The following is a 13,906-nucleotide window of genomic DNA, read 5'->3' as shown; positions in this document are numbered from 1 at the left end:
TCGCCGGTTTAAAACGGGAGAAATGTGATGGTGCTGATGATCGTTAGCGGTCGGTCAGGCTCAGGAAAATCAGTCGCGCTGCGTGCCCTTGAAGATATGGGCTTCTACTGTGTCGACAACTTGCCGGTGGTATTGCTACCGGAGCTGGCGAATACCTTAACCGAACGCAATATTTCTGCGGCGGTCAGCATTGACGTGCGCAACATGCCGGAATCACCGGAAGTCTTTGAAGCCGCGCTCAATAATCTGCCGGATACCTTCTCGCCGCAGCTGCTGTTTCTCGATACCGATCGCAACACGCTGATTCGCCGCTACAGCGATACGCGTCGCCTGCATCCGCTCTCCAGCAAAAATCTGTCGCTGGAAAGTGCTATCGACGAAGAGAACGATCTGCTGGAGCCGCTGCGCTCACGCGCCGATCTGATTATCGATACGTCCGAGATGTCGGTTCATGAATTGGCGGAGATGCTGCGCACGCGCCTGCTGGGCAAGCGCGAGCGTGAACTGACCATGGTGTTTGAGTCATTCGGCTTCAAACACGGCATTCCGATCGATGCCGATTATGTCTTCGATGTGCGTTTCCTGCCAAATCCGCACTGGGATCCTAAGCTGCGTCCGATGACCGGCCTGGATCGTCCGGTTGCCGCCTTCCTCGATCGTCACACCGAAGTGCACAACTTTATCTATCAAACGCGCAGCTATCTGGAACTGTGGCTGCCGATGCTGGAAACCAATAACCGCAGCTATCTCACCGTCGCCATTGGCTGTACCGGCGGGAAGCATCGTTCAGTGTATATCGCTGAGCAACTGGCGGATTATTTCCGTTCACGCGGTAAAAACGTGCAATCTCGTCATCGCACTCTGGAAAAACGCAAATCATGACCGTGAAGCAAACCGTTGAGATTCGTAACAAGCTGGGCATGCACGCGCGTCCGGCAATGAAGCTGTTCGAGCTGGTGCAGAGTTTTGATGCTGAAGTGTTGCTGCGTAACGAATCGGGCACCGAAGCCGAAGCCAGCAGCGTGATTGCGCTGCTGATGCTCGACTCAGCGAAAGGCGGCCATATTGAGATTGAAGCCAGCGGCCCGCAGGAAGAGCAGGCGCTGGCAGCGGTTATAGAACTGTTTGAAGCGGGCTTTGACGAGGATTAAACCTATCAGTGCAGCTTGTAGCGATTGAGGAAACCCTCGCCGCCCAACTGGCGCATCTGCCGCATAATCCACTGCTGCCGCTGCCGCGTGTAGCCTGAAGGCGCATCGGCGCGGAAACGGATCGGATTGGGCAGCACTGCTGCCAGTAACGCCGCTTCAGACATCGTCAGGCGGCTAGCGGGTTTATGGAAATAGCGCTGTGAAGCTTCTTCCACACCAAACACGCCGTCGCCAAATTCTGCGATATTGAGATAAACCGTCAGGATACGCCGCTTAGTCCATACGGTTTCGATTCCCACCGTTAATCCTGCTTCCAGCCCTTTACGCAACCAGCTGCGACCATCCCACAGAAACAGGTTTTTCGCCGTCTGCTGTGAAAGCGTTGAAGCACCGCGCATGCGTTCATTGCCATCGTTATCCAGCACTGACTGGATGGCATCGACATCAAAGCCCCAATGCTCGGGAAACTTTTGATCCTCAGAAGCGATAACTGCTAATGCCATCCACGGCGAGATTTCGTCCATGCCGACCCAATCCGAGTGCGCCACAAAATCAAAGCGCCCAGTAAACCAGGCGGTGATTTGCCGTTCCACCATCACCGCCGAGAACGGTACCGGTAAAAATGCAAACAGCAAAATGCCCGCTAACCAGATGCCAAGCCAGGCCAGTAGCGCTTTAGCAATCAGCACTTTAATACGTTTTCCCAGTGTTCCTTTACTCTTGCTCATGCAATTTTCTCTTACCTGTTCCCTGTATTAATCAATCACCCAAGTCACGATAGCGAATACCAACGATTAACCACTAAATTTTATCCTCAGACTGGTTAAGACGTCTGGAAAATTGTTGCCATCGCAATCAGTGTTCCTCTATTAGAGCCAATCACATCAAGCACTTCCGCCAAAAAGGAATCGGTTCCATAACGATAAATAGATCAAATGCTGCATGCATGAACACTTAACTGAATGTGATATCGCTCACGTAAATGCTTTCATGATGCTTAACTATCAATTTTATTGTTGTTCGAACTTGTTCATTGATAACAGAGACCATTCTGAAAAATGCGCCCAAATCTGTCTGATCCTGCATGCATTCGACCTCACGGATGGTAAAGCGATTTACCGCACGTTTGGTTTACATTATTCAATAAACTATAAACTGGAACTTTCCGTTTAAGGTTTCCAAAACGTTTTGGATAACCCGCCGAAAAATCTGTTTTTATCCATCAATATCAGAGTGTTAATCTTACTTAACCTCAATTTTTTGTCAGAATCAGATTTTCCATGCTTGTGTCAGGCTTTTCCTGCCGCTCACTGCAGCAAAACCAGGCAAAAAGCAGAACATTTGGTCAAAAAAAGTGCAATATGGCAAAGAAATTAATTCCTTGCTTGACTGTGTCAGCAAATTAATGTTTTCTGTATTTAATCGCTGCTCAACATCACACAATTTAATGAATCTTGTCGCAAGCATTGGCGAATTTGTTAAGGTGATTTTGAAGCGTTAACCAATACCGAACTGTTGCTTTCTTATTCGATTTCTAATAATAGCAGCAGTACCCATTTCCCTGGTGTTGGCGCAGTATTCGCGCACCCCAGTTTCGACTGGGGTCATTTTTTTCTAACGTCCTGTAATTTTTCCCGCTCTGCTACCCATTCACGTAACACGTTCACGTCTTTGAGCCATTCCTGTTTTAATTCGTCAACCCACTCTTGCACGTTGTCCCACCACGCTGGCAATTCTGGCGACTGAATCTGTTTCGCTAACTGCTGCAAATGCAGTAAGCCAACCGAACCTGCTGCACCTTTGATCTTGTGCCCTTCTTCAGCTATGCCTTTTTGATCGCGTGCCATCATGTTGGAATCCAGCACGTCGAGATAACCCGGCATCATCTGCTCAAATATAGTGAGGCTTTGGGTAATCAATCCTGGGCCAACCAGCTCAATGTATTGTTCCAGCATCGCCACATCTAACAGCGTGCGTGACTGCTCGTCTGATGATTCGACGGCTATCTCTTCCTGCTCAGGTTGATAATCCCAGAACTTCTTGATCACCGCCGTCAGCGCTGGCACGGCAAGCGGTTTGCTCAACACATCATCCATGCCAGCATCGAGATACTCTTTTTTGTCTTTCAGCACGTTGGCGGTCAATGCCACCAGCGGCGGCAGCGCCACATCGGCATAACGCTGGTGGATAGCACGCGACACGTCGAGGCCGGTCATATCCGGTAGCTGAATATCGAGCAGCACCAGATCGAACTCCTGCGGATCAAACATAGCCAGCGCGTCCGTTCCGGTCATCGCGACGTCAACGCTGCAGCCCAGCTTCTCCAGCACCGACCGCGCCACGATGACGTTGAGCTCGATATCTTCCACCAGCAACACGTGCAGCGCCGGCAACGGCATGCTGTCATCCAGATTATCGTCTTCAACTTCCTCAGCGACGCGTGGCGCGTTGATCTCGACGGTAAAGCAGGAACCCTGCCCCGCGACGCTACTGACACTGATATCGCCGCCCATCGCCTGTGCCAGACGACGCGAAACCGCTAAACCGATGCCGGTACCCGTCGCCGGTTTGCCGCCATGTTGATCTTTCACCTGGTAGTACATCGCGAAGATCTTATCCTGCTCTTCCTGCGGAATGCCCATGCCGGAATCCTGCACTTCAAAGTGCAGCGTTTCATCCTGACGATAGGCGACGCGCACCACAATCTCGCCCTGCTGGGTAAATTTCACGGCGTTGCCAATCAGGTTCCACAGAATCTGACGCAAGCGCGTACCATCCGCCGAGATTTTATGCGGTAGCGGCAACTCTGGCGCCATAACAAACTTCAGCCCTTTTGGCTGCGCCAGCAGGCCAGAGAGATTTTCCAGATCGGCGAGGAAACCGGTGAAATCAAGCGGTTGATTATCCAGCTGCACTTTACGGCGCTCGATTTTGTCCACTTCGATCACGTCATTGAAGATGTTGCCCAGCGTGATGGCTGAAACGTGGATGGTTTTGAGGTACTTGAGTTGCTCCTGATTGAGATCGGTATCCAACAGGATGCGGCTCAGCCCAACGATGCCATTCAGCGGCGTACGGAGCTCGTGGCTGATAGTAGAAATAAAGGTGGTCTTCTCACGGCTGGCGTTCTCCAGCGCGTCCTGATAGCGCTTACGCTCAGTAATATCGCGGCCAAAGCCCATCAGGCCACTGCGTTTACCCACGCGATCGTAATAGGGCACTTTACGGATTTCGAAACAGGCTTTGCGCCCGTCGGGATATTGCAGCCACTGTTCGTACGTCAGCGATACATTGTGGCGGAACACTTTCTCATCGGTTTCCAGCACTTTAGTGGCGGCTTCGTCATCGTAGATATCGCGCGGAGTCAGGCCAATCAACTGCTTTTCGCTCATGCCGGTTAGCAGTTCCATGGCGCGGTTACAACCGGAGAACTGCTTATCAATGTTGCGGTAGAACACCAAATCCGGTGATGCATCCAGGAAAGAGCGCAGGAAGGAGGATTGCTGTTCCAGCTCGATTTGCGCCTGCTCGCGTCGTGCCATCTCTTCGCGTAGCTTATCCATCACCTGCTCACGCGCCTGCTCAGCTTTAATACGATCATTAATTTCCTGATTAAGCTGGGTGATGGTCTCCTTCATCTGCTGATTAAGCTCGAGATCGCGCGTACGCATCTCTTCCAGCTTATCCACCAGTTTTGACAGGCGTTGGCGTGACTCTTCCAGCTGATCGACCACCACCGAGAGGAAATAGACTGCCCAGGGCGTAATTAACAGACCGAAGAAGATGGAGCGGACAACGTCGATGCTTTCCACATGTCCGCGCAACACCATGGTGACGGCCATCTGCACCACCATCGCCAGTACGACCAGCGCCGAGGCTAACAGTAGCGAAAAACGCACCAGGCCGAGTTTGACCATCAAATCAACGTAGTACTGCGCTAAAAGACGAATCTGTTTCATTACGAGCTCCCTGAACGAAATCTGGCTCATGATAGCGTAATTATCGCTGCGCTGCCCCGCTTCACCCTGCCATATCACGCGGGTTATGCCCTGTAATGGTGCATCGCAGCGCGATTTCGCCGACGTTCCCTTCTATATGCGCAAAGCGCTTGACTAATTCTGCCAACTGAATAATCTGGAGGGCCGCGCTTTTGCGGGCCTTATCTCAACATCCTGTGCTAATCAGCACCCTGGCAGCCATTTTTCCTGATGGTTGCACCTCTTTATTGCATACCCATTCAACTTAAGTGATTTTTTAAGCACGCCTCGCGTGATTAATTTTACTAATGGCAGCCCCATTTTGATTCAAATATGACGCCATAAGAAAAACAGATACATGCTGTGTATCAACTGCCCCCAACAGAATTAAATGCTGTTATAACCCTTTCTGCCAGCATTGTTTGGATATTAGAGGGCTGGGTCACAGTGAGACGGCTCACACTTCCTGGGGGAATGCTCAGCGGGAGATTGACATAAATTTACGCAATAAAACCTTAATAATCATTTAATTAAGTGACGAAAAAGCCAATTACCCGCAACAAAGCTGGCTATTTGACCTGAGTTCGCTTTCCCGATAAGTTGGAATTCCACTGGAAGCTTTCCTGGTGGGCCTGTGTCTCGGCATATCTATGCAGCAAGAAGCCTCCCTCTGGATGCAAGCTATCTCCCGAAAGAGACCGGAATAAAAAGAGCAGCTCATTAAGGACGTGACAACAGTGTCTTGAGAGCCCTTGCTCGGTGCTGCGACGCCCGCTCTTTACTGAGCGGCACAAGAATTGATACCGCCGCGTTGGTTCTAAATGCCACGCTGCGGTACGCGAAATAATGCAGGTAATGTCAAAAGAAGTTTAAGGAGACTCTCAATGTCCACGCAAAAACCGAATCCCTATGGTTTGTATGACCCATCAGCCGGAAGTGACAGCTGTGGTGTAGGTTTCATTACCCGTAAGGACGGCGAGCAGACTCATGAGATTCTGCGGATGGCCCATAGCGCGCTATGCACAGTCCCGCACCGTGGCGGCATGTCTGCCGAAGGCGTGGGCGATGGCGCGGGTGTAAACGTCGATCTCTCCCTGAACTTCTTCCGCAAGGTTACCGGTCTGGCGCTGGAAGCCGGCCGTTTCGGCGTCGGTAACTTTTTTGTGCCAAAAGATGCAGAGCTGCGTGCCAACGCTGAGCGTTTGGTTGAAGAAACGCTGGCGGCGCATAACTTCCCGGTATTAGTAAAACGCGATATGCCGCTGGACGGCAGCGTGACGCGCCCGGCCGCCTTGCAGTTCCAGCTGCCGATTGTGCAGTGGATTTTTGCTGCGCCGCAGGAAGTGACTGAACAACTCGAATTCGAGCGCCTGATTTATCGCGCGCTGCTGGATATCGAAGCACGTGCCTTTACCGAAAGCGAATTCGGCGGCCTCTATCCGCTCTCGCTCTCTTCGCGCACGCAGGTATTTAAAGCACGCCTGAACTCCAACGAAGTGATCCCGTACTTCAAAGATTTGACCGATGCGGACCATCAGGTGCGCGGGCTGTTCTTCCACACCCGCTTCTCGACTAACACCGATCCGCACACCACCATGGCGCAGCCGTTCCGCTTAATGGCGCACAACGGCGAGCTGAATACCGATCGTAAAAACCGCATCGCTGAAGCGGCACTGATGCTGGCGCGCGGTAAAAAAATCGTGCGTCCAAAAGGTCAGTCAGACAGCTCACGTCTCGACCAGAGCATCCACAGCCGCTTGATGGAAGATAATCTCGACCTGATCAACGCCGTGGTTTCGATGATGCCGCCGGCGTGGGAGAACGATACGTCACTCTCGAACGAAGTGCGCGCCATGCTCGAGTACTTCTCTTTATATGAAGAGAAGAACGATGGTCCAGCTGCGCTGATCTTCGGTAACGGTGAAGTGATCGGCGCGCGTCTTGATCGCCTCGGCCTCCGTCCACTGCGTTCCGTTGAAACTGCGGAATACATCGGTGCGATGTCTGAAGCAGGCCAGATCGCCTTCCCACCGGAAAGCGTACTGCGTCGTGGCCGTATCGAAGCGGGCGGCATGCTCTATTACGATCACAAAGAGAAACGCTCTTACACCACGGTTGAAGCGCTGGAAAAACTGGCGGCTGAAAAAGATTACCTGTCGCTGCTGGGCAAAGCGCGTATCGATCTCGCCGACTTGCCGGAAATTCAGGCAGAGCAGCTCGGCTCGCCGCTGCGTTATCGTGGAGACCTCAAAACCTATCAGCGTTTTGTCGCCTACTACTACAACCAGGAAAGCTTCAAATTCATGATGGACCCGATGCTGCAAACCGGCGCTGAGAAGATCTCAGCAATGGGTTACGGCAACGCCATCAACGGCCTGTCCGATCACGAAGGCGGCATGGCGCACTACTTCTCACAACGTTTTGCACAAGTCACCAACCCGCCGCTCGATTCGATTCGTGAAGCGGACGGCATGACGCTGCGTGTTGCTCTGGGTGCAAAACCGCATCTCGGCCGCAGCAAAGGTCAGCAAATCATTGTTCCAACGCCAATTCTGACGCACCTCGACATGCTGCGCCTGCGCGAGCAAACCGTCGCACCTTATGCGCGCTTCGAGATGCTGTACGAGCCGGTAGTTGGCAAAGATATCGTCAGCCGTGCGGCCAACGCCAACGCGCTGGAAAAAGCCATTGATGACTTAGCCCAGCAGGTGGTGGATTTCGCACGCCAGCAAGGCGGCATCGCGGTGATCACCGACCGTCATATCTCCTCAACGCATGCAGCGATTCCGATGCTGCTGATGGTGTCGGCGATCAACCAGCGCTTAGTGCAGGAAGGTCTGCGTCTGGATGTTTCGCTGGTGGTCGAAAGTGGTCAAAGCATCTCTTCACACCATATTGCGGCGACGCTGGGCTTTGGTGCTTCTGCCGTTTACCCACTCGGCGTGCAGATGCGTGCGGAAGAGAAATTCGGTGAAGGCGAAGAAGGCAACAAAGCCTTTAAACGCTATGCCAAAGCAGCCGAAAAAGCGCTGATGAAAACCATGGGTAAAGTCGGCCTGTGTACCGTTGAGAGCTACAGCTGCGGCGAATTCTTCGAGCCGAACTTCTTGAATACCGACGATCCGGTATTGAAGAAATATTTCCCGAATATCAAAACTCCTGTCGGCGGCGCGGGCTTCCCGGCGATCGCTCAGATGGCGGTAGATTGGCACCAGAGCTCATTGAAAATTCAGGGCGAAGCGGAAGTGCCATTGCTCGGCCTGTTCAAAGAGCGTGCTGAAGGCGCGGGACACTCGTACGGTACCATCGCGGTACGTACCTTTATCGACATGACGGAACAGCCGATTCGCTTTGCTAATAAAGAGCGCGAAGAGGACAACTTTATTCGTTTGATGACGTTGGCCAAACTGGATAACGCATTCAACATCAAAGCAGAAGCCTTTAAAGACAGCAGCTTTGAGCGCATCCCGAATGATGTGATCGACACCTTTGCCATCACGCCTGATTACCGTCAGTTCTCCGGCCTGATGCATGCCGAGCGTAAACGTCGTCCAGCGGCGCTGCGCGACATCCTTGCGCTGCCGTGCGATTTGACCCACGTTGATAGCGAAGCCGAATTCGGCCGCAAACTGGGCCGCTACTCGCTGGTGAACAACGGCTTCGCTACGCGAGGCCTGAAGTGTGAAGCGGTGAACGGCAGCCTGAACCAGTTTGAGCTGCGTCTGATCGATGCGATTGCTGGCCTGAAACCAGAGAACGAGCGCCTGGAAGCGCTGGCGCGTGCGCTGAAAACCCGTTTCACCGACGATATCGAAAGCAGCAGCGTGGCGGATGGCGTACTGCACATCACCGCTTACGGCAAAGCCGCTGATTATCTGTCGCTGATCTTCACCGCGCTGCCATCGCTGCCGCTGGAAGAGATTCAACCTGCACATGAAATTACGCGTACCTTTGCCTCCGGTGCGATGAGCCACGGTGCGCTGGTGGCGCCGGCGCACGAAGCTGTCGCGCACGGTACCAACATGGTTGGCGGCATGAGTAACTGCGGTGAAGGTGGCGAGCACTATTCACGTCACGGCACCATCCGCGCGTCACGTATCAAGCAGTTGGCATCTGGTCGTTTCGGCGTTTGGGCGGCTTATCTGGCCGACCCGATGCTGGAAGAGCTGGAGATCAAAATCGGCCAGGGCGCTAAGCCCGGTGAAGGCGGTCAGTTGCCGGCACCGAAAGTGACCGTTGAAATTGCCGCCGCGCGTGGCGGTACGCCGGGTGTTGAGCTGGTTTCACCGCCACCGCACCACGACACTTACTCCATCGAAGATTTGGCACAGCTGATCCACGACTGTAAAGCCGCGCGTGTGCGCGTCATCGTCAAGCTGGTTTCATCTGAAGGTATCGGCACCATCGCCGTCGGCGTGGCGAAAGCCGGCGCGGATGTGATTAACGTCGCGGGTAACACCGGCGGCACCGGCGCGGCTTCCGTTACCAGCCTGAAATATACCGGCCGCGTCGCGGAGATCGGTATCGCTGAAGTGCATCAGGCGCTGTGTGCTAACGGCCTGCGCGACAAAGTGCAGCTGCGCTGCTCCGGCGCGCAGCAGACCGGCAGCGATGTGATCAAATCTGCCCTGCTCGGTGGCGACAGCTTCGAGTTCGGCACCACCGCGCTGATGATGTTGAAATGCGTGATGGCGAAAAACTGTAACGTCAAATGCCCGGCCGGTTTAACCACCAACGCCGAAGCCTTTGATGGTGATCCGCGTCAGCTGGCGCAGTACTTCATCAACGTGGCGCAGGAAGTGCGTGAGTTCCTCGCCCGCCTCGGCTTGCGTTCATTACGTGAAGCGCGCGGCCGTTCGGATCTTCTGCACTTGATGGATCACCCGCTGGAAGTCGGCAAACTGGATCTGCGCGCGATGTTGACCGTGGTGCCAGAGCAGAAAATTGCTAAGCCGGTGTATCTGGAAAAAGACTTTGAACTGGATGATGGCTGGGTTAACGAGCTGAAAACGCAGCTGGTTGGTGAAGGAAGCCGTGAAATCGCGCTGGGCGCGGGCATCACCCTGAACAACCGTAACAAGAGCGTGGGCGGTCAACTGGCGATCGATATCGAGCGCATGCTGAACCATGAATTACCTAAAGATCAACTGGCAGCATTGCCAGCGGTAATGAAAGACGATCGCGGTCGTCATTATCTGGCACCGCGTAGCGTGCTGATTAATACCAGCGGTTCTGCAGGCCAGTCGTTCGGCGCATTCTGCAACGACGGCATGCAGATGAAGCATTACGGCACCTGCAACGACGGTGTCGGTAAAGGCCAATGCGGCGGCGAATTGGTGGTGATGTCACCAGGCGGCGGCGCACAGGACAGCGATGGCAACGTGTTGATCGGTAACTTCGCGCTGTTTGGCGCAACCGGTGGCCGTCTGTTCGTACAGGGCCAGGCGGGTGACCGCTTCGCCGTGCGTAACTCCGGCGCAACCGCAGTAGTTGAAGGCGTTGGTGACTTCTGCTGCGAATACATGACCAACGGCGCCATTCTTAACCTTGGCACCTTTGGTAAAGGCTTCGGCAACGGCATGAGCGGCGGTTTCGCTTACCAGTACGACCCGTATGGATCGCTGGCTGCGCACGCGGCAGGTGATTCGGTGCTGTTTGGCTCCATCGCCGATGAAGATGAAATGGCGCAGGTGCACAAACAAGCAGTGCTGACCATGCTGAACTGGCATCTGGAAGCGACCCAATCGCCGCGCGCGGCCTGGCTGCTGGATAACTGGGAAACCGAGTGCCATCACTTTGTATATGTGATGCCGCGTTCACTGCTGCTGTATCAGGATGGCACCGAAATCCTCAAAGCCAAATCACGTAAAGACTTGCTCGAAGAGCTCTCAACGTCGTTGGCTGCGCATCAGGTGACGAAGTTCAAATCGGCCTGGCGTGACGGTAAAACCATTGCTAACGGTGCTGTTCCGGCTTACGGCGCGACAGATACGCTGGAGATGTTTGTTCTGCTGAACAACTACACCGTACTCAGCCTCGCGCAGCAGCTGGCGCTGGGCAAACTGCCGAAAGGCACGGCGGTGGAAGATCCAGCGGTGGAAAAAGCGGTACGCAATCTGCTGATGACCGAAGATTTCACCTTAATAAGCCGACTGCAACGTCATGCACGCTCTGCGATTGAGAGCTACAGCGATGACGAGCTGGCAAGCCTGATCGCCGCTAAACGTATGGCAGATTACAAAGCGGCATTAACGCAGCGCAACATTCGCTCCATGGACAGCCTGGCGACATACGGCTGGATCATTTATCAGGATGCCTGCAACCGTGAAGTCCTGGGCCATCTGCCTGATTTTGAAGAGCTTTTTGCGCGTGCTGCACTGCCAGAAATCGCTGCTGCGGTCGGGAAACTTTCCTGATTACAGTGCTACTGAACATGTGTAATTTAGTTTTTATATTTTGATTGAACAGGATTGAGTGCCTTACCGATGAAAATTCCTTACATTCCTGAAGATGCACCGTTTAACGGTGAGCAGAAATACTGGCTGGCGGGTTTTCTCGCCGGTCTCCATTCGCGCCTGCTGGTATTAGAAGACAAGCAGAGCGCACCGGCTGCGGGTGCAAACACCCAGCTGCATATCCTGTTCGGTTCACAGACCGGTAACGCTGAAGCGTTGTCGCAAACGGCTGCTAAAGCCGCACGCGCCAAAGGTTTAGTGCCAGTGGTGCAGGCGCTGGGCGAAGTGGATCTGGATGTGTTCGCCACCATGCGTCACGTGCTGATCGTTACCTCGACTTACGGCGAAGGCGAAATGCCGGATAACGCTCAGCTGTTCTGGAACGCGATTTCAGCCAGCACTGCGCCGCGTCTGGAGCAGATGCACTTTGCGGTATTGGCAATTGGCGATACCGGCTACGACGGTTTCTGCCAGGCAGGTAAATTCATCGATATGCGTCTGGAGCAGCTCGGTGCGAAACGCGTCACCGATCGTATCGACTGCGATATCGACTTCGAAGAGCCATCCAGCGAATGGATTGGCACGGCAATGCCGCAATTCGCCGCCAGTGCGGGCAGCAGCGGTAATGCATTAGAAAGCGCGCCAGAAGCACCTGTCATTCCGGGCAGTAATAAGCAAAACCCTTATGCGGCAGCATTGGCGACCAATAAGCGCCTGTCGGCTGAAGAGTCGGCGAAAGATATTCGTCACTTTGAGTTTGATCTCACCGACAGCGGCCTGAAATATGAAGCGGGCGATGCACTGGGTGTGATCCCGGTGAACGACGCGTCACTGGTTTCACTGCTGCTGACTCAGTTGAAAGCCGATTACGAAACGCCGGTACCTGGCTTTGACCGTAACCTTGGCGATCTGCTGACTTATCAGTTCGAAATTTCCGAGCCGTCACGCAAACTGATTGAATGGGTTGGCCAGAACACCACCAACCAGGAACTGCGTCACGTGTTGCAGCACGACGACAAAGATACCCTTGCCGTTTGGCTGTGGGGCAAAGACACGCTGGATCTGCTGCAGCTTGAGCTGACGCGCAGCTTGTCGGTGCCGGAATTCGTTGCCATGTTGCGTCCACTGCAGCATCGCGCTTACTCCATCTCGTCGAGCTCGAAGGCCCATCCAAATCAGGTACATCTGACTATCGCTTCCGTGCGCTATCACAGCGGCGGCCGCGAGCGTAAAGGTGTGTGCTCAACTTATCTGGCTGAACGTGTACGTCGCGGCGAAAAGCCGGCGATCTTCATCTCGCCGAACAAAGCATTCCGCGTACCGTCAAACGGCAATGCACCGCTGATCATGGTTGGACCTGGCACCGGTATCGCACCGTTCCGCGCCTTCCTGCAGGAACGTCAGGCAACGGGCGCAGAAGGTAAAAACTGGCTGTTCTTCGGTGACCAGCATCAGGCACACGATTACATCTACGAAGAAGAGCTGCAGGCATGGCAGGAGAAAGGTCTGCTGACTAATCTGGATCTGGCCTTCTCGCGCGATCAGGAAGAGAAGATCTACGTGCAAAATCGCATGCTGGAGAAAGGCGCTGAGCTGTACGCCTGGCTGCAGGATGGCGCGTACTTCTACGTGTGTGGCGATGCATCACGCATGGCAAAAGATGTTGATGCCGCGCTGTATGAAGTGGTTCGTCAGTTCGGTGGCTTGTCCAGCGAGCGTGCGGCGGCTTACGTTGATCAGCTGAAGAAAGATAAACGCTACTTGCGCGACGTCTACTAAGACGCGCAGGCATAAAAAAAACGGGCCAATCGGCCCGTTTTTTTATGCACGTTTTACTTCACCACACGCAGTGAAGGTCGTCCGCCACGCGGCGGCGGCTCATCATCTGGCGAGTGATCGTCGTCAGTCGCATCATCCGGACGATCGCCATCAATCACAGACATCATCGTCTCTTCCTGACCGCTACCATCCTGATCGTCCGTTGCCAGCTCATAAGCCGGTTCCGGTTCAAACATGGTGCCAGCGCCGTTTTCACGGGCATAAATCGCCAGAACCGCAGCCATCGGCACAGAAACCTGACGTGGTACGCCACCGAAACGCGCGTTGAAACGCACTTCATCATTGGCGAGATCAAGATTGCCTACCGCACGTGGCGCGATGTTCAGAACGATCTGTCCATCACGCGCATATTCCAGCGGCACCTGCACACCAGGCAGATTGATGTCGACCACCAGATGCGGCGTCAACTGATTATCAAGCAACCAGTCGTAGAACGCCCGCAACAAGTAAGGACGACGCGCCGTTAGTTGCGACATTTCCATAC

7 protein-coding genes are annotated in these 13,906 nt (G+C 53.9%); 4 read left to right on the top strand and 3 right to left on the bottom strand.

Annotation, left to right across the window (positions count from 1 at the left end; genetic code table 11):
- The first annotated feature begins 27 nt into the window (after positions 1-27).
- Together rapZ and npr are read left to right on the top strand one after the other, a co-directional pair.
- Positions 28-882 (top strand): RNase adapter RapZ, encoded by an 855-nt coding sequence (rapZ, locus tag VIJ98_RS02270; protein ID WP_008104378.1) that lies wholly within the window; start codon positions 28-30, stop codon positions 880-882.
- Entirely contained in the window at positions 879-1,151 is a 273-nt protein-coding gene (gene npr / locus VIJ98_RS02265; RefSeq protein WP_008104379.1) for a PTS phosphocarrier protein NPr, read from the top strand. The genes rapZ and npr overlap by 4 nt, the downstream gene beginning before the upstream one ends.
- Positions 1,152-1,156: 5 nt before the next feature.
- Here npr and mtgA read toward each other — a convergent pair whose 3' ends face one another.
- Both mtgA and arcB read right to left on the bottom strand, forming a co-directional pair.
- Positions 1,157-1,879, bottom strand: a complete 723-nt coding sequence (gene mtgA / locus VIJ98_RS02260; RefSeq protein ID WP_323272061.1) for a monofunctional biosynthetic peptidoglycan transglycosylase — start codon at positions 1,877-1,879, stop codon at positions 1,157-1,159.
- Positions 1,880-2,755: 876 nt separating this feature from the next.
- A complete protein-coding gene (arcB, locus tag VIJ98_RS02255; RefSeq protein WP_154154520.1) occupies positions 2,756-5,110 on the bottom strand; it encodes an aerobic respiration two-component sensor histidine kinase ArcB in 2,355 nt (784 codons plus the stop codon).
- Positions 5,111-6,012: 902 nt separating this feature from the next.
- On the opposite strand from arcB, the gene VIJ98_RS02250 reads away from it, so the two are divergent.
- Together VIJ98_RS02250 and VIJ98_RS02245 are read left to right on the top strand one after the other, a co-directional pair.
- Positions 6,013-11,544, top strand: coding sequence for a glutamate synthase-related protein (locus tag VIJ98_RS02250; protein WP_323272059.1), 5,532 nt, complete (start codon positions 6,013-6,015; stop codon positions 11,542-11,544).
- 69 nt (positions 11,545-11,613) lie between these two features.
- The gene (locus tag VIJ98_RS02245) at positions 11,614-13,362 is read left to right on the top strand and encodes a sulfite reductase subunit alpha (RefSeq protein ID WP_154154526.1); all 1,749 of its coding nucleotides are present in this window, start codon (positions 11,614-11,616) and stop codon (positions 13,360-13,362) included.
- Positions 13,363-13,415: 53 nt separating this feature from the next.
- On the opposite strand, the gene sspB is transcribed toward VIJ98_RS02245, so the two are convergent.
- Positions 13,416-13,904 carry a ClpXP protease specificity-enhancing factor gene (gene sspB / locus VIJ98_RS02240; RefSeq protein WP_008104391.1) on the bottom strand — a complete coding sequence of 163 codons (489 nt, stop codon included), beginning with the start codon at positions 13,902-13,904 and terminating at the stop codon, positions 13,416-13,418.
- Positions 13,905-13,906: the final 2 nt, after the last annotated feature.

It is taken from the genome of Pantoea sp. S18 (assembly GCF_045689705.1).
GTDB lineage: Bacteria > Pseudomonadota > Gammaproteobacteria > Enterobacterales > Enterobacteriaceae > Pantoea > Pantoea symbiotica.
This window is presented reverse-complemented; position numbering and strand designations above follow the sequence as displayed.